Consider the following 15,684-nt stretch of genomic DNA (forward strand, 5'->3'; position numbering starts at 1 on the left):
TCATGAGCGCTGCCGAACCCTCTCCTGCGAAACCGGACGCCGAAGGCCACGATGTCGCCGGAGCGCGGCGGGTCACCAACCGGTGGCCGGTCATCGCAGCGTCCGTGGCGGTCGGGCTGGTGGTCGCGCTGGGCATCATCATCGCCCTGCGGCCCAAGCTGCCGTTCGGTATCGACACCGAGTGGATGGGCGAGATCGTCGAGCACCGCTCGCCGCTCTGGCTCGGCCCTGCGCTGTTCTTCAACTACGCCGGAGGCGGGATCGTCGGATCCTTCGTCGTCCCGCTGGTGATCTTCCTGCTGCTGCTCGCGTTCCGAAGGCCGTGGGGCGCTGCCTTCTTCGCGATCGCGAGCATCGTGTCGGTCGTCTGCGTGCAGATCCTGAAGCACACCGTCGGGCGGGCGCGGCCGACGGAGATCCTGGTGCACGCGGACACCGGCTCATTCCCGTCCGGGCATACGGCCAACGCGGCGACCATGGTGGTGGTGCTGGGCATCCTGTTTCCGCGCGTGTGGGTCTGGGTCCTCGGCGTCGTGTGGGCCGTGCTGATGGCGATCAGCCGCACCTACCTCGGCGCTCACTGGGTGAGTGACACGATCGGCGGACTGATCCTCGGGGCCGGCGTCGCGATCATCGTCTGGACGCCGCTGGCGCACCGGCTGGCGTTGGAGGCGACGCAGCCGCATCCCTTCTTCCTGTCGCGGACGCGCCAGTAGAGTGTCCGGCATGAGCGACGCGGACGCGCTGGCGAAGGCGCAGGCCGAGGCCCAGGCGGCCGCGGATGAAGCGGAACGGCTGCAGGCGGAAGCGGCGGAGGCCGTGCGCAAGGCGCAGGAGGCGTCTGCGGCGGCGGAGGCGCGGGCGGCATCGCTGCGGGAGGCTGCGGTCGCTGCTGCGACGGCTGCGACGGCCGCGGCGGCTGTACCGGCAGCGCCGGCCGCGCCGACGGACGCGCCCACCGGTCCGCTCGACGCCTCCGAGGTGGAGGCCGTCCGCGCCGGGTACGCCTTCGACGGGGCCGTGCTGGAGCTCGGCGCCCTCGTCAACGGCGACCCGCAGCCCGCGGTGCCGATCCGCATCCCGATCGCGATGACGAACCGGCACGGACTGGTCGCGGGCGCGACCGGCACCGGCAAGACCAAGACCCTGCAGGTACTCGCCGAGCAGCTGTCCGCGGCCGGGGTCCCGGTCTTCGCCGCCGACATCAAGGGCGACCTCTCCGGCATCGCGACGCCCGGCCAGCCGAACGACAAGCTCCTGGAGCGTACCCGGGGCATCGGCCAGGACTGGACGCCCCGCGCCGCGACGACCGAGTTCTTCTCCCTCGGCGGTGTGGGCGCCGGCGTGCCCATCCGCGCGACCGTCGCCGGCTTCGGGCCCCTGCTGCTGTCGAAGGTGCTCGGGCTCAACGACACGCAGGAGTCGAGCCTCGGCCTGGTCTTCCACTACGCCGAGCAGGCCGGGCTCCCGCTGCTCGACCTCGCCGACCTGCGCGCCGTGCTCACCTATCTCACAAGCGATGACGGCAAGGAGGAGCTGACCGGGCTCGGCGGGCTGTCGGCGGCGACCGTGGGCGTCATCCTGCGCGAGCTGATCGCGTTCGCCGATCAGGGCGCCGACGCGTTCTTCGGCGAGCCCGAGATCGACACCGCGGAGTTCCTGCGTCTTGCGCCCGACGGCACCGGCGTCGTCAGCCTGCTCGAGGTGCCGGGGGTGCAGGACAAGCCCGCGCTCTTCTCGACCTTCCTGATGTGGCTGCTCGCCGACCTGTTCAACGACCTCCCCGAGGTCGGCGACCTCGACAAGCCGAAGCTCGTGTTCTTCTTCGACGAGGCCCACCTGCTGTTCCGGGACGCGTCGAAGGACTTCCTCGCCTCCATCACCCAGACCGTGCGGCTCATCCGGTCGAAGGGCGTCGGCATTTTCTTCGTGACACAGACCCCGAAGGACGTGCCCTCGGATGTGCTGGCGCAGCTCGGCTCGCGGGTCCAGCACCAGCTGCGTGCCTTCACCCCGGATGACGCGAAGGCCCTGAAGCAGACCGTGTCGACGTATCCCACCTCCGGCTACGACCTCGCGCAGGTGCTGCAGTCGCTCGGCACCGGCGAGGCCATCGTGACGGTGATGAACGAGAAGGGCGCGCCGACGCCGGTCGCCTGGACGCGACTCCGCGCCCCGCAGGGCTCGATGTCGCCCGCGCCGGCCGACCAGGTGCAGGCGACGATCGCGGCATCGCCGTTGCAGGCGAAGTACGGCACCCCGCTCGACCGCGATTCGGCGCGCGAGATGCTGGGACGCAAGCTGGATGCGGCGGCGGCCGCCGCGGCTCAGGCGCAGGCGGAGGCCGACGCGGCGAAGGCGTCCGCCGAGGCGCAGAAGCAGGCGGCGGCGCAGGCGAAGGCCGACGCCAAGGCCCAGGCGGCCGCGCAGAAGGAGTACGAGCGCATCCTGCGCCAGACGGCGCCGCGGTCGAGCTCGCGGTCGACCTCGCGGCGGAGTTCGTCCTCGAACAAGACGGTCCTGGAGCAGGTGCTCGGCTCGAAGGCGACGCGGGACATCCTCGGCAGCGTCGTCGAGGGCATCTTCGGCACCCGGCGGCGGCGCTAGAGCGCGAGCAGAGCCCGGGCGCGGACGGCGATCGCGCGCGCGATCGACCCGTCGCCGCCGTCCTGGGCCGACCACAGGCTCGACAGCGCACCCCACGCGAGCGCCCACGAGAGCGCCCGCCGCTCCGGCATCCCGGTCTCGGCCGCGATGATCGCGACCCTGCGCTCCAGCCGCCCCGGTGCGAGCGCCACCGCCGCGTCCGGGTTGCAGAGGATGTTCGCGACGTCGAACCCCGGATCGCCGTGCAGCGGCTTGGGGTCGATCGCGAGCCAGCCGCGCTCGCCGAAGTGCAGCACGTTGCCGTGATGCAGGTCGCCGTGCAGGACGACGTCAGCGGTTGGATGCGACAGCACGTCCTCGGCCGTCTGCGCGGCGGCGGCGAGCATGCCGTCGGGATCCGCGCCGTCGTAGGTCAGGAGGTCGCGGAACCAGCGCCGCAGGTCGAACAGCTCCCCGGGCCGAGGGTCGCGCCCCGCCGCGTGGAGGCGCCTCCCCACCCGGCAGAGGACGCGGGTGGCTTCGTCGTCACCGTCGGGCCCGGAGCGCGCGAGGGCGGCGAGCCCGTCGTCGTCCGCGCGTTCGAGCAGCACCGCATCCCCGTCGACCGCGAGCACGCGAGCGGCGCCATCGCCGTCCCACCAGCGGAGCACGGCGTTCCCGGCCCGCTCCTCGCCCGACGTCGCCAGCTTCAGGAATGCACGGTCGTCGCCGCGCCGCACCGGCTGCAGCACGCTCGATGAGGTCGCGAACGCAGCGCTGTCCGAGCGAAGCCCCAGACGCTCGCGGACCGCGGCCAGCGCGTCTTCCGGCACCGTCATGCGGCCGCCGTCAGGGACGCAGGTGCAGGCGCTCGAACCAGTACAGCAGCCGCGGCCAGGTGCGCCGCAGCTGGTTGAGCGTCATCGGCTCGTCCGGCCGGGTGACCGGCACGTCCAGTTCCTCCGCCACCCGTTCCATGTCGGCGAGCGACCAGAACTGGCCCCGCATCCGGATCAGGAGGCGGCCGCTCGCGGACGCCACGAAGAGCTGGGGGAGGACGTCGAGCGTACTGCCCTCGTACATCTGCACCAGGATGACCGCGCCCGCCTCACCCGGCGCGACGTGTACCGTCCGCCCGAAGAACCCGCGCTCCCGAACGCCCTCCGCGCCGATAGTGATGGTCGTGTTAAGGAAGGACGCGACCCCGACCACGGTCGCCCCGATGACGACGAGGTGCGCGATCAGAACGTACGGCCAGGCGGGCCCCGGGATGGTGAGCCAGTAGATCACGGCGAACACCGGAGTCGTGAGGGCGAGCACCGCGATGATGCCGCGCATGAACAGATGCCGGTGCGGGCGCAGGACGGTCACGCGGGTCGACCCCGCATCCCGATCCACGTCTGTCTGCTCACTCACTCCATGAGCTTGACCGATTCGTATAGGCCCCGGTAGCGGCATTTTGGGGGACACCCGTTCAGGGGTGCGGCCAGGCGCCCCGCCGGTTCGCGGTCAGCCGGCGGCCCGGACCACCAGCTCCCGGATGCGCTCCTCGTCGGCGGGGGTGAGGTCCAGGATGGCGAACGCCGTCGGCCACATCGTGCCGTCGTCGAGCTGCGCGGGATCGTTGAACCCGAGCGTCGAGTACCGGTACTTGAACTTCGACGCCGGCTGGAAGAAGCAGAACGTCTTCCCTTCGACGGCGTACGCGGGCATCCCGTACCAGAGCTTCGGCCACACATCAGGCACGGCCTCGGTCACGATCGCGTGGACGCGCTCGGCGAGCCGGCGATCGTGCTCCGGCAGCTCGGCGATCTTCTCGAGCAGGTCGCGGGTGTCGTCCTCGCGGCCGGCCTTGCCGCGACGCTGGCGCTTCACCTCCGTCGAGCGCTCCTTCATGGCGGCGCGCTCCTCGTCGGTGAACGCGGAGGCTGTGGTCTCTGTCGTCTTCGTCATGTCCCCGACCATAGGGCGGGACGGCGGTGTGTGGCTTCTCCGAAACTGCTCGGTCAGGGACGAGAGCCGTCTAGACGCCCCGAAACCCCCGGCGATACCCTGCCCGCACGTCGTGAGGGGAGGCGCGCATGGCCGACGCAGGCACCGCGGCACGGCCGCGCCGCCTGCTGCCCGGCCTCACCCGCGGCAACCTCGTCCGCGAACTGCTCGCAGGTGTGACCCTCCTGGCGATCGCCATCCCCTCAACATCGGCTACGCGCAGATCGCCGGGCTCCCGCCGACCGCCGGTTTGTACGCGCTCGTCCTCCCGTCGATCCTCTATGCCCTCACCGTCAGCTCGCGGCAGGTCGTCGCGTCGCCGGATGCGGCGGCGGCGGCACTCGTGGCCTCCTCCGTCGGCGGGCTCGCCGTCAGCCAGGGGAACTACATCGCGCTGACGCTCGCGCAGGCGCTGATCGGCGGCGTCCTGTTCCTGCTGAGCGCGGTCTTCAGGCTCGGGTTCCTGGCGAACTTCCTGTCCAAGCCGATCCTGGTCGGCTTCGTCGGCGGACTCGCCCTCGACATCCTGGTGTCGCAGGTCGCCAAGATGCTCGGCGTGAAGATCGACTCCGGCGGGGAGTTCGTGGACAAGGTCGTCGGCCTGGTCGGAGGTCTTTCGGGTGTCAACGTCTGGTCTGTGCTGATCGCGGCGGGGTCGCTCCTCATCCTGCTCGTCGGCCGGCGGATCGCGCGCGCCGTGCCGTGGGCGCTGATCGTGCTCATCCTGGCCACGATCGTGGTGCTCCTCTCCGGCGCCGAGTCCGCCGGCGTCTCGGTGCTCGGGAAGGTGGAGGCCGGTCCGCCGCGGCTCACCTGGCCGCTGATCGATTGGGGGCAGTGGCTCGCCGTCATCCCGTCGGCCATCGCGCTGACCCTCGTGACGATGGGGGAGGGGCTGCTCGTCTCGCGGTCCTACGGCGAGCGCCGCGGCTACGCGACAAGCCCCGACCGAGACCTGTTCGCGTTCGGCCTCGGCAACCTCGGCGCCGGAGTGAGCGGCGGTTTCTTCGTCGGGTCCTCCACCTCGCGCACCGCCGCGATGGACCAGGCCGGCTCGCGCACGCAGCTGCCGTCGCTCGTCACCGCGGTCGGGACACTGCTGCTCCTGATCTTCGGGACGGCGCTGCTCGAGGACATCCCATCACCGGCCATCGGCGCGATCGTGGCCGTCGCCGTGGTGCCGCTGCTCGGCATCCCGGACTTCATCCGGCTGTGGCGGCTGGACCGGTTCGAGTTCGCCATCGGGGCCGTGTGCTTCCTCGGTGCGGTGTTCATCGGGCCGATCGCCGGAATCGTGATCGCGTTCGTGCTCGCCGTCATCAACGTCACGAGGCGGGCGGCGAATCCGCCCATCGACACGCTGTCGTCCGACGGCGACCCGACGCACTCCCTGCTCGGCCCAGCGGACCCCGGGACGCTGACCGCACCGGGCGTCGTCGTCATCCGCCTGGCGGCGCCGCTGTTCTTCGCGAACAGCACCGCGTTCGCGCAGGCCGTCACCTCGGCGGTGTCGACGACCGGGGCGCGTCACGTCGTCCTCGATATGGAGGCCGTGACCGACGTCGACGTGACCGGCGCCGAGGCATGGGAGTCGATGCGGGCGTTCCTGTCCGCGCGGGATGTGGGGCTCGCGCTGAGCCGCGTCCGCCCTGGCATCCTCGACCGGCTCCACCACCTCGGCCTGGACACCGACGTCACCGTCTTCGACACCAACCGTGCCGCGATCGCGGCGCTGCGGACCGACGCGGACAGCCGCCGCTGAGAGGAGTTCCCGTGCCCGAGGCCATCGGAGAGGTGCTGCCGCTGGCGGTCGGCATCGCGATCAGCCCGATCCCGATCATCGCGGCGATCCTGATGCTGCTCTCGCCGCACGCCCGATCGACCAGCGTCGGCTTCTTGATCGGCTGGGTGCTGGGCATCGTCGTCGCCGTCGTCGTGTTCACCCTCCTGTCGGGTCTGATCCCCGCCGAGGACCCTGATGCCTCCAAGCCGATCGCCGGTGTGATCAAGGTCGTGCTCGGCGTGCTGCTGCTCCTGCTGGCGCTGCGTCAATGGCGGTCGCGGCCGCGCGCCGGCGAGACCGCGGCGCTACCGAAGTGGATGGACGCGATCGACGACATGACGGCCACGCGGGGGCTGGTCCTCGGGTTCCTGCTCGCCGCGGTGAACCCGAAGAACCTGCTGCTGGCGGCCTCGGCCGGCGTCGCGATCGGTACGGCGGGGCTGTCGGTCGGGTCGGCGGTGGTGGTCATCGTCGTGTTCACGCTCGTCGCCGCTATCTCCGTGCTCATCCCGGTCGTCGGCTACCTCGTGGCCGCCTCGACGTTCACCAAGCCCCTGGATTCGCTTCGCGGCTGGCTGGTGGCCCACAACGTCGCCGTCATGTCCGTGCTGCTGCTCGTGATCGGCGTCGTGATGATCGGCAAGGGCATCGCCGCCTTCTAGGAGCCGCCGGTCCTGACGCGCTCGCGGATCATCCGGATCGACGTGTTGAGCACGGACGCCACGAGCAGTACCAGGTAGATCGCCCAGAAGGCGCCGTCTCCGGCGTGCAGGTACTCCGTGAGCTCCCACGTCTCCTGCGTCGCCAGCTGCGCCGCCGGCGGACACCGCGAACCATCCCGTCCCCGACGCTCGGAACAGCCGCGCCCGCGACCCGACGGACGGGTCGGCCGCGATACGGCGACGGGTGAGCAGGTACATCACCGGCGGCAGAAGCCACCAGTACCGCGAGGGCTGCGCCGTCTCCTCCTTCGCGATCGACGACTCGATGCGGTGCAGCTCCACCGAGCCCTGGAACAGGGGGCCCGCGACGAGGAACCACGCCCCGATGAAACTCGCCCAGACGACGAACGCCTCCATGGACTCAGTCTAGACAGGTGACCCTAGAGTCACCTATTGTGTCGGCATGAGCACCGACGACGTCATCCAGGCGATCGCGGATCCCACCCGCCGCCGGCTGCTCGACGCCCTCCGCGAGCAGGACGGGCAGCCCATCGCGTCCCTCACCGAGAGGGTCGCGCCGCTCGGGCGCCACGTCGTGCTCAAGCACATCCACGTGCTCGAAGCAGCCGACCTCGTCGTCACCCGCAAGGTGGGGCGGCAGCGGCTGTGCTATCTCAACGCGGTGCCCATCGTGCAGCTCGCCGAACGCTGGATCGACGACTTCGGCGCCCGCACGGCATCCGGGCTCACCGCACTGAAGAGGGATCTGGAAGGAAAGAGACCATGACCGAGGACCGCGTCTACCGCGTCCGCATCGACGCCACGCCCGAAGCGGCGTGGGCGGCGATCACCGACCCCGCCCGCACCGTCGCCTGGTACTACGGCTCCGAGGTGCGCACGACCTGGACGGTCGGCGAACCCGTGGAGTACTTCGCCGGCGACGAGCTGCAGATCACCGGCGCCCTGCTCGCCTACGACCCGCCCCGCTCCTACAGCCACGAGTTCATCGCCACCTGGTCGGGCGAGCGCGAAAATCAGGGCACGCTCACCTGGACCGTCGAGCCAGACGGGGACGGGTGCGTCGTGACGCTCGTGCACGCCGGCGGCCACGGCCAGGAGACCGTGGACGGATCGCGCTACATCATGGACGCACTGAAGGCGTACCTGGAGGGGGTGGAGGTGCCGCGGGCGGCGGGGTGACCCGGGATCCGAACGCCGGGTCTGGTGGGCGCGCGGGGCCGCACGACATACTGCCGCCATGGTGCGATTCGGGGTGCGGGGCGGCATCGGTGCGGTTGCGGCGCTCGCCGTCGCATTCCTGATAACGCTCGGGACGCCCTCCGCGCCTGCCTCCGCGAGCTTCGCAAGCCAATGCGCCACTCCGACCCGGACGCTCGACCCCTCCGCGTCGTCGGTGAGCCTCGCGCCGGGCGAGACGGTCCTGCTCGCGTCCGGAACCTTCACGGGCGGCGTGAACGCCCTGCCCTCCGGTGCGACGCTGTGCGTCGCCGCCGGGGCGACCCTGCAACCGGCATACCTCAACAACGGCGCGGGCACGGTGATCGTCGCCGCGGGCGCCACGGCGACGTTCCCGTCCCTCTCCGTCGGAACGGGGTTCGCGCTGCAGGCGGAGGGCAGCGTGACGTTCGCCGGACTCAACGTGAACGGCGCGTCGCGGTTCGCCATCGCGTCCGGTGGCACGATGGCGGTGTCGGGTTCCTTCTCCCCGTCGGCGGGCGTGTTCGACAATCGCGGCACTCTGACCGTCGGCGGCAGTCTCAACCTCAACGGCGGCGCGAGCATCGAGAACGCCGGGCGGCTGACCGTCGGCGGCGACGCACTCCTGAACGGCCGCCTCGACAACACCGGCCGGGTGGACGTCGCGGGCATCCTCGGTGTCAACGGCGGAGCGACGTTCGCCAACGCCTGCCAGGTACGGGCGACGGGCGCCATCACGAACGATGCCGCGGCGTCCGCAAACGCCGGAATCGTGGTCGCGGGCGGCACGTTCCGCAACAACGGGACCTGGCGGCAGTCGGTGGAGGGGCTGCTCGCCGCGACCGGCCTGACGGACGACGGCACCGTGAGCGGTTTCGGCGCCTACCAGTTCACCGGTCCCACCAGTGTGCAGGGCCGGTTCACCGGCGACTCCGCGGGCAACCCCATCCAGGTGCAGACGCAGGCGCCCGCCGGCAGCATCTTCGACGTGCAGACCGGGACGATCGCGAACGTGATCCGGGTGGTCGCCTCCCGCTCGACGTCGCCCGACGCCCCGCTGTCCGGATGCAGCAACAACGTCCTTCCCTTCGCGGACCTCTCCGTGACGAAGAGCGGACCGGGGACGGTGCTGCCGAACGGCGACATCGCGTACACGATCACCGTGACGAACGACGGCCCCGACGAGGCGACCGGCGTCGTCGTCCACGAGGTGCTGCCGCCCGAGGCGACGGGGGTCGTGGATGCCGACGGCGGCACGGTCGCGAACGGCTCCATCACCTGGACCGTCGGCTCCCTCGCCGTCGGGGCGTCCGCCTCGTTCGGCATCACGATCTCGGAGTCCGCCCCGGTCGGCACCGTGCTGCGCGACGCCGCGAGCGCGACCTCCGACACCGCCGATCCCAACCCCTCGGACAACGACGGCACGAGCGAGGACAGCCAGGTGGACACGGTCGTCGTCGCGGCCCCGCCGCCGGCCAACAGCCCGCCGGTCGCCGACCCGCTCGTGCAGCCCGGTTTCACCGACGAGCTGCTGTTCGGGAGGGTGACGGCCACGGACCCGGACGCCGGCCAGGAGCTCATCTTCTCGATCACGACGCCGCCCGCCCACGGCATCGCGGTGATGGTCGCGGGAGGCGGCTTCGCCTACCGGTCGGATCCGGATTTCACCGGTGACGATGCTTTCACCTTCACCGTGTGCGACGACGGCACCCCCGTGCTGTGCGACTCGGCGGTGGTGTCGCTCCCGATCAGCCCGACGGCGTCCGACGACACTGCGGTGACCGGCGTGGACACGCCGGTGACCATCCCGGTGACCGCGAACGACTCGCTCGGCGCCGCCCTTCAGACGACGCTGCCGGTGTCCGCGGCGAACGGCATCACTGCCGTGGACGCCGGATCCGGCTCGATCACGTATACGCCGTCCGCCGGCTTCACCGGGCTGGACACCTTCCGCTATCGCACCTGCTCGCCGACGAACCCGGCCCTGTGCGCGACGGCGACGGTGACCGTCGTGGTGCGCGCGCTCAACCGCCCGCCGGTGGTCGACGCGCTTCACCTGGTGACCTCCGTCGGCGCCGCCGTGACGGACACGATCCATGCAAGCGACCCGGACATCGGCCAGACGCTGACCTTCGCGCGCGGCATCCCGCCGCGCAGCGGCACGGCGTCCGTCGCCGACGACCGGACCACCTACACGCCCCGCGCGAACTTCGCGGGCGCCGACGCCTACGCCGTCATCGCGTGCGACGACGGCGACCCGGTGCTCTGTTCCACCGGCGACGTCACGGTCGACGTGTACCCGGTCGCGAACCCGGACAGCGCCTCCACCGCCCAGGACACGCCGGTCAGCATCCCCGTGAGCGGGAACGACCTCGGAGCCGTCACGGCGCCCGTCGTCGCCTCGACTCCCGCCCACGGCACCGTGCGCGTCGACGGTGCAACGATCGTGTATGTGCCGGATCCCGGCTTCGCGGGCACCGACACGTTCGACTACACGATCTGCGCGGTCGCCGCCCCGACCCTGTGCGCGACGACCACGGTGACGGTCGACGTCGCGGCGGCGGTCGCGCCCCCGATCGTGCCGGACGACGGCGGCGGCTCGAGCACGGCGGACGTAGCGGGCGACCTTTCCGACACCGGCTCGTCGTCGCCCGTCAGCGCCGCCGCAGGGGCGGCCCTAGGCGCGATGGTGCTGGGGGCGGCTCTCCTCGGCTCGGCCGCGCTCCGGCGACGACCCCGACGGCGTTGAACGACCCAGCTGCGGCCCGGGCGGTCAAGGGCTTGTCCCGCTTCTCGGACACGGAGCTGGATGGAGCATGCTCCTGATCTTCGGCTCCACCATCCACGAGACCCTGATCACCGTGGTGACCTTCGTCTGCGGCTACTGCCGGGTGGACGCGCGACAGAACGTCCTCAAGCGCTCCCACCGGTTCACGCTGTTCTTCCTCCCGCTCTCGTTCTCCACCCGGTATGTGAACCAGTGCACGAACTGCGGCGCCGAGACAGCGCTCTCCCCGGAGCAGGCGCGCAACGCCGTCGCCTGGAGCGCGAACCGGTCGAGCGTGCGCTAGCCGGTTGCGTGGTCGCCTGTTCGCGTCCGGCGGCATCCGCGCCCTCCGCGGCGTGTGGCAACTTGACCATCGCCTCCTCAACAGCCACTCTCAACACATGTACGTTGAGCCGGTCACGCCCGTGAGACGAGAACTGCTCGACGAAGTCGCGCGGATGCAGCCGTTCCCGCGTGCTCTCATAGACCGTTCCCATGTCGTGGTCGATGCCAACCTGGCACTCGAGATCTGGGCGAGCCGGCCCCCTCACGAGCTCGTCGGGATGCCGCTCGCCACGGTGCTCGGCGTCGACGCCGATGAGCTGGACGCGGCCCTGGCGACGGGGAACACCGGCGGCATCCGCCTCGCCTCCACCGCGCACGGCTACCAGGGGACACGGAGCTCGGTGGTGATCCGGGCGGTGCGGATCTCCGAAGGGCACACCATCGTCGCCTTCGACCCGGAATTGGCCGCGGTCGGCGAGCGCGCGGTGGCGCTCGGACGACGCGAGAGCGACCGCCTCCAGTTGCTGCTTTCGGCATCCGTCGCGTTCGCGCAGACGCAGACGGAGGAGGAGCTGGGCGCGCTGCTGTCGGAGACGGCGCGGCGGGCGTTCAATGCGACGGCGTGCAGCGTGCACACGGGCGAGCCGGGGAACTACGTCCTCGTGGCTGGAGAGAATCTGCTGGAGGCGGAGTGGCCGGAGGACGCGCCGGAGGGAGCTGTCGAGCTCGGGCGCGTGATGACGGTCCAGACACCCGCTGAGGCCGATGAGGTGGCGCCAGGTCTCGGATTGAGCGGCGTCTTCGAACGGTCGGGGGTCTCCGCGGTTCTCGCTGTGCCGATCATCGAGGACGGTGTCCTCTACGGTGCGTTCGCCTGCTACTTCGATCAGCCCCGGATCTTCGACGATCAGGCTGTCCCGCTGGCTGAAGCCCTCGCCCAGCTCGCCGGGCAGGTCCTCGTGCGGTTGCGCCTGGAGGCGCGGCTGCGCCGGGCCGCCATGCTCGACCAGGTCACCGGGCTCCCGAACCGCCGGCTGTTCGAGGAGAACCTGCAGCAGGCCGGGCGCGCCCGCGCGGAGCGGATCGCCGTGCTCTTCGTCGACCTCGACGGGTTCAAGGCCATCAATGACGTCCTCGGGCATGCCGCGGGTGACACCGTGCTCAAGGAGGTCGCCGAGCGCCTGGGCCGGGTCTTCCGTCAGCAGGACACCGTCGCCCGGTACGGGGGCGACGAGTTCATCGCGGCGCTGCATGTCACGGACGCGCTGGATGCGATCGAACTGGCGGACCGGGCCCGAGCGGCCATCGCAGAAGATTTCGACGGCATCCCGGCGGAACTGAGCATCACGGCGAGCGTCGGAATCGCCATCTCGGACGGGGACGTCGGCGACCAGTCGGTCGATCACCTCGTTCGACTTGCGGACCAGGCGATGTACGCCGCCAAGCGGGGCGGCGGCGACCAGGCGGTGGTCTACGGAGCCGAGCAATAGCGGCGCTCCATCCATTGCGGCTGCATACCGAGGGGCCTACCGTGACCACCCGGAAGCCACTGAGTAGGAGTCGACCATGGCCGAAGACAATGGCGCCAGGAATGGCGCGCCGCGCGTAGTGCGCGGTGAAAGTATCGTGTTGCAACTCACCCCGTCGGACCTCTTGAGCGAGCCGCCGAAGGACGCTGAGTTCGTGGGTGTCCTCACGGCGACGACCGAGGGCCGTCCGTCGTATTTCGCCGGAGAGCGGATCGAGGGGAGGCCTACGACCGTGTGACGATGGACCTCGGCGATCGGGAGCGCGTCTGGACGAAAGTCGCCGATTCGGGGAGCGAGGTCACCTATCGCCTGACCACCGCTAATGCATTCACGACCGGCCGCCCGATGCGATGAGGGCGGCCGCCGAGCGCGGGCCGGCCTCTTCCGAGCAGGCGTCGTCCCTCCTCCTCGCCGCACGCGCGTGGCTAGGTGAGCGCGTGCCGGGCGGCTGGTCCCGGCATGACGGGGATCACGTCGCCTCGGTCACGGGGATCGCCGCGCCGACGATGAACGGCGTGTGGTCCGCCCAGCCCGACGCGGGGCGGTTCTCGGAATGGCTGTCGTCGGTTCGGGATGCGGGCGTCCCGTACTGTGCGCAGTTCGCGTCCGGCTCGACGACCGGGCGGGACGCCGCGACCGCCGCCGGCCTGACCCGCGGGGAGGACGCGCCCCTCATGTACACCGCCGCGCGCACGGCGGCCGGCGTGGTGCCCGACCTCGTCGTGCGACGGCTGGAGGCCGGGGAGCTCGGGATGCACGCCGAGGTCGCCGCCGCGGGCTTCGGCGCGCCGGCCGCGCTGTTCGCCCCGCTCGTCGCGCTCGGCGTCGCGGAGCGCTCGGCCCTGCACTTCTACGTCGCCGAGGTAGAGGGGGAGCCCGTCGCAACCGGCCTCGGCCTGCACCTCGCGGACCACGTCGGGGTCTTCAACATCGCGACGCCTCCCGAGCACCGACGGAAAGGCTACGGGGCGGCCATCACCGCCCGGATCATCGACGACGCGCTCGCCGTGGGGGCACGCGGTGCGTGGCTGCAGTCGAGCGCGGAAGGCCACTCCGTGTACCGGCGTCTCGGCTTCGACGACGTCGCGGTCTGGGAGTGCTGGGTCAGCGACTGAGCAGAGCTTCCGAGAAATAAATGGCGGAGAATGGGGGATTCGAACCCCCGAGGGCTTGCACCCAACACGCTTTCCAAGCGTGCGCCATAGGCCACTAGGCGAATTCTCCTGGGGCTGCCTTCCGCAATCGCGGCCGGCGGCTCACAATATCGTAGCCGATCGGCGGAGGGCCCGACGCACACGGCTCCCAGCCGTACCCGCTACACTGGTTTCCGGCTCCCCACGTGGCGCCATCCAGGCCAACTCCCCCAGGGCGGAAACGCAGCAAGGGTAACCGGGCTCTGGCGGGTGCGTGGGGGGTCTTTTTCTTGTCCAGCCCGTCGTCACGGCCGCCGCGTATATTGAGCGCAGCAGGGCGTTCTTCTACGCCTTGTAGAATGAATCGTGTCTTCCGTTGAGCAGTGGATGGACGGGGTGCCGCAGTGACCGAGCAGCTGACCGAGCTGGCGACCGAAGCGTACGTCGTCGGGTTCCCGCTCGTGTTCGACCTGGAGCAGGTCGTGCGGTTCACCGAGGAGGGGATCGGCGGCGTTCCGGCCACGCCCTTCAACGCGTTCGGGCATGCCCGACGGCTCGCTGGGCCCGAGGACACGTTCGTCTCGATCAACAACGACACCCTCTACTCGATCGCCCAGATCGACCTCTCGGTGGGGCCTCTGCGGCTGACCGTTCCCGAGGCGGGTGACCGCTATTACGTCCTCCAGTTCGTCGACGCGTGGACGAACAACTTCGCCTACATCGGCACCCGGGCGACCGGGGAGGGGCGGGCGAGTTCCTGCTGCTGCCGCCCGACGAGGAGCCGACCGACGGCCGCATTCCGGCCATCCGCTTCCCGACCCGCGTCGGCACCATCGTCGGCCGCTGGGCGGTGGCGGGCGAGGAGGACCTGCCGGCGGTCCACGCCCTCCAGGACGGCTTGGCGCTCGCACAGGTGCGCGAGTCCGTGGCGCCCGCGCAGGGCGTCCCCGAGGTCACGACCGGCAACGGCGAAGCGCTCGACTTCTTCGAGAAGCTGCGGGTGTGGTCGCAGGCGTTCCCGCCCGCCGAGCGCGACCGTCCCGCCCTCGACTCGTACGCGCCGCTCGGGCTGGTGAGCCCCTACACCGTCGCCGAGCAGCCGGAGGGTGTCCGCGAGGCGCTGGAGAAGGGATACGCGCTCGGCAAGGAGGCGCTGGAGTCGGCTCTGCACACCTCCGTCGCGCTCATCGACCACTGGTCGGTCAACCTCCACGTCTTCGACTACAACCTCGACTTCTTCGAGCTCGGCGCGATCGACGCCCCCGAGTGGATGCTCTTCGACCCGCGCACCCGCTACGCCCACCGCGCCGCCGCGGCCCTCGGCGGGCTGTGGGGCAACCACGCCTACGAGGCGGCCTACCTGATGACCTACGAGGACGCGGACGGCGAGCCCCTGTCGGGCGAGCACGTCTACCGCCTGCGGCTGAACCCCACGCCGCCGGTGGGCGCGTTCTGGTCGATCACCATGTACGACCTGCCGCACTACTACCTCGTCCGCAACCCCGTCGAGCGCTACTCGGTGGGCGACCGGACGCCGGGACTCGTGTACGACGACGATGGAGGACTGACCATCACGATGAGCGCCGCCCGCCCGACCGATCCGACGGCCGCCGCCAACTGGCTGCCGACGTCCGCCGGAGGCTTCCGGCCGATCCTGCGGTTGTACCAGCCGGGCGAGGACGTGCTCGACGGCACGTGGACGCCGCCCGCGATCGAGCGGATCGGCTGA

General features: G+C 70.9%; 15 protein-coding genes, 1 tRNA gene, 1 other RNA gene and 1 pseudogene. 14 read left to right on the top strand and 4 right to left on the bottom strand.

From position 1 onward, the window contains the following. Positions 1–2: 2 nt before the first annotated feature. Both ACRAWB_RS00350 and ACRAWB_RS00355 read left to right on the top strand, forming a co-directional pair. On the top strand, positions 3–716 hold the full coding sequence (locus tag ACRAWB_RS00350) for a phosphatase PAP2 family protein (protein ID WP_431351548.1): 714 nt from the start codon (positions 3–5) through the stop codon (positions 714–716). Between the two features lie 10 nt (positions 717–726). After that, positions 727–2,607 carry a helicase HerA-like domain-containing protein gene (locus tag ACRAWB_RS00355; protein ID WP_431351549.1) on the top strand — a complete coding sequence of 627 codons (1,881 nt, stop codon included), beginning with the start codon at positions 727–729 and terminating at the stop codon, positions 2,605–2,607. On the opposite strand, the gene ACRAWB_RS00360 is transcribed toward ACRAWB_RS00355, so the two are convergent. The 3 genes from ACRAWB_RS00360 to ACRAWB_RS00370 all read right to left on the bottom strand — a co-directional run bounded on the left by ACRAWB_RS00360 (position 2,604) and on the right by ACRAWB_RS00370 (position 4,539). Continuing rightward, on the bottom strand, positions 2,604–3,425 hold the full coding sequence (locus tag ACRAWB_RS00360) for an aminoglycoside phosphotransferase family protein (RefSeq protein WP_431351550.1): 822 nt from the start codon (positions 3,423–3,425) through the stop codon (positions 2,604–2,606). The two genes, ACRAWB_RS00355 and ACRAWB_RS00360, sit on opposite strands and share 4 nt — an antisense overlap. 10 nt (positions 3,426–3,435) lie before the next feature. Beyond that, entirely contained in the window at positions 3,436–4,002 is a 567-nt protein-coding gene (locus ACRAWB_RS00365) for a hypothetical protein (RefSeq protein WP_431351551.1), read from the bottom strand. Positions 4,003–4,095: 93 nt separating this feature from the next. Beyond that, a complete protein-coding gene (locus ACRAWB_RS00370; RefSeq protein WP_431351552.1) occupies positions 4,096–4,539 on the bottom strand; it encodes an iron chaperone in 444 nt (147 codons plus the stop codon). A gap of 289 nt (positions 4,540–4,828) precedes the next feature. Between ACRAWB_RS00370 and ACRAWB_RS00375 the strand changes: the two genes are divergently transcribed. The 9 genes from ACRAWB_RS00375 to ACRAWB_RS00415 all read left to right on the top strand — a co-directional run bounded on the left by ACRAWB_RS00375 (position 4,829) and on the right by ACRAWB_RS00415 (position 13,937). Next, on the top strand, positions 4,829–6,340 hold the full coding sequence (locus ACRAWB_RS00375) for a SulP family inorganic anion transporter (RefSeq protein ID WP_431351553.1): 1,512 nt from the start codon (positions 4,829–4,831) through the stop codon (positions 6,338–6,340). 11 nt (positions 6,341–6,351) lie between these two features. Then, the gene (locus ACRAWB_RS00380; RefSeq protein WP_431351554.1) at positions 6,352–7,023 is read left to right on the top strand and encodes a GAP family protein; all 672 of its coding nucleotides are present in this window, start codon (positions 6,352–6,354) and stop codon (positions 7,021–7,023) included. A 463-nt stretch (positions 7,024–7,486) separates the two neighbouring features. Then, the gene (locus tag ACRAWB_RS00385) at positions 7,487–7,810 is read left to right on the top strand and encodes an ArsR/SmtB family transcription factor (protein WP_431351555.1); all 324 of its coding nucleotides are present in this window, start codon (positions 7,487–7,489) and stop codon (positions 7,808–7,810) included. Next, positions 7,807–8,223 carry an SRPBCC domain-containing protein gene (locus ACRAWB_RS00390; RefSeq protein ID WP_431351556.1) on the top strand — a complete coding sequence of 139 codons (417 nt, stop codon included), beginning with the start codon at positions 7,807–7,809 and terminating at the stop codon, positions 8,221–8,223. The genes ACRAWB_RS00385 and ACRAWB_RS00390 overlap by 4 nt, the downstream gene beginning before the upstream one ends. A gap of 58 nt (positions 8,224–8,281) precedes the next feature. Then, entirely contained in the window at positions 8,282–10,990 is a 2,709-nt protein-coding gene (locus tag ACRAWB_RS00395; protein WP_431351557.1) for an Ig-like domain-containing protein, read from the top strand. 67 nt (positions 10,991–11,057) lie between these two features. After that, entirely contained in the window at positions 11,058–11,312 is a 255-nt protein-coding gene (locus tag ACRAWB_RS00400) for a zinc-ribbon domain-containing protein (protein WP_431351558.1), read from the top strand. 196 nt (positions 11,313–11,508) lie between these two features. Then, positions 11,509–12,783, top strand: a complete 1,275-nt coding sequence (locus tag ACRAWB_RS00405) for a diguanylate cyclase domain-containing protein (RefSeq protein ID WP_431351559.1) — start codon at positions 11,509–11,511, stop codon at positions 12,781–12,783. Between the two features lie 76 nt (positions 12,784–12,859). Then, the gene (locus ACRAWB_RS00410; protein WP_431351560.1) at positions 12,860–13,060 is read left to right on the top strand and encodes a hypothetical protein; all 201 of its coding nucleotides are present in this window, start codon (positions 12,860–12,862) and stop codon (positions 13,058–13,060) included. A gap of 112 nt (positions 13,061–13,172) precedes the next feature. Then, on the top strand, positions 13,173–13,937 hold the full coding sequence (locus ACRAWB_RS00415; protein WP_431351561.1) for a GNAT family N-acetyltransferase: 765 nt from the start codon (positions 13,173–13,175) through the stop codon (positions 13,935–13,937). Positions 13,938–13,958: 21 nt separating this feature from the next. On the opposite strand, the gene ACRAWB_RS00420 is transcribed toward ACRAWB_RS00415, so the two are convergent. After that, positions 13,959–14,046, bottom strand: a tRNA-Ser gene (locus tag ACRAWB_RS00420). A 102-nt stretch (positions 14,047–14,148) separates the two neighbouring features. On the opposite strand from ACRAWB_RS00420, the gene ffs reads away from it, so the two are divergent. The 3 genes and pseudogenes from ffs to ACRAWB_RS00435 all read left to right on the top strand — a co-directional run bounded on the left by ffs (position 14,149) and on the right by ACRAWB_RS00435 (position 15,684). Beyond that, an RNA gene (gene ffs / locus ACRAWB_RS00425) (signal recognition particle sRNA small type) lies at positions 14,149–14,245 on the top strand. Positions 14,246–14,437: 192 nt separating this feature from the next. Further along, a pseudogene (locus tag ACRAWB_RS00430) lies at positions 14,438–14,805 on the top strand (DUF1254 domain-containing protein); the annotation flags it as partial. A gap of 513 nt (positions 14,806–15,318) precedes the next feature. Next, positions 15,319–15,684 (top strand): DUF1214 domain-containing protein, encoded by a 366-nt coding sequence (locus ACRAWB_RS00435; protein WP_431352681.1) that lies wholly within the window; start codon positions 15,319–15,321, stop codon positions 15,682–15,684.

The sequence above is a fragment of the Leifsonia poae genome, assembly GCF_050632865.1.
Taxonomy (GTDB): Bacteria; Actinomycetota; Actinomycetes; order Actinomycetales; family Microbacteriaceae; genus Leifsonia; species Leifsonia poae_B.

What these genes read in the sequence shown, in the direction of transcription:
- ACRAWB_RS00350 (WP_431351548.1), top strand. Translation starts at nt 3, where the DNA reads ATGAGCGCTGCCGAACCCTCTCCTGCGAAACCGGACGCCGAAGGCCAC.
- ACRAWB_RS00355 (WP_431351549.1), top strand. Translation starts at nt 727, where the DNA reads ATGAGCGACGCGGACGCGCTGGCGAAGGCGCAGGCCGAGGCCCAGGCG.
- ACRAWB_RS00360 (WP_431351550.1), bottom strand. Translation starts at nt 3,425, where the DNA reads ATGACGGTGCCGGAAGACGCGCTGGCCGCGGTCCGCGAGCGTCTGGGG.
- ACRAWB_RS00370 (WP_431351552.1), bottom strand. Translation starts at nt 4,539, where the DNA reads ATGACGAAGACGACAGAGACCACAGCCTCCGCGTTCACCGACGAGGAG.
- ACRAWB_RS00385 (WP_431351555.1), top strand. Translation starts at nt 7,487, where the DNA reads ATGAGCACCGACGACGTCATCCAGGCGATCGCGGATCCCACCCGCCGC.
- ACRAWB_RS00390 (WP_431351556.1), top strand. Translation starts at nt 7,807, where the DNA reads ATGACCGAGGACCGCGTCTACCGCGTCCGCATCGACGCCACGCCCGAA.
- ACRAWB_RS00395 (WP_431351557.1), top strand. Translation starts at nt 8,282, where the DNA reads ATGGTGCGATTCGGGGTGCGGGGCGGCATCGGTGCGGTTGCGGCGCTC.
- ACRAWB_RS00400 (WP_431351558.1), top strand. Translation starts at nt 11,058, where the DNA reads ATGCTCCTGATCTTCGGCTCCACCATCCACGAGACCCTGATCACCGTG.
- ACRAWB_RS00410 (WP_431351560.1), top strand. Translation starts at nt 12,860, where the DNA reads ATGGCCGAAGACAATGGCGCCAGGAATGGCGCGCCGCGCGTAGTGCGC.
- ACRAWB_RS00415 (WP_431351561.1), top strand. Translation starts at nt 13,173, where the DNA reads ATGAGGGCGGCCGCCGAGCGCGGGCCGGCCTCTTCCGAGCAGGCGTCG.
- ACRAWB_RS00435 (WP_431352681.1), top strand. Translation starts at nt 15,319, where the DNA reads ATGACCTACGAGGACGCGGACGGCGAGCCCCTGTCGGGCGAGCACGTC.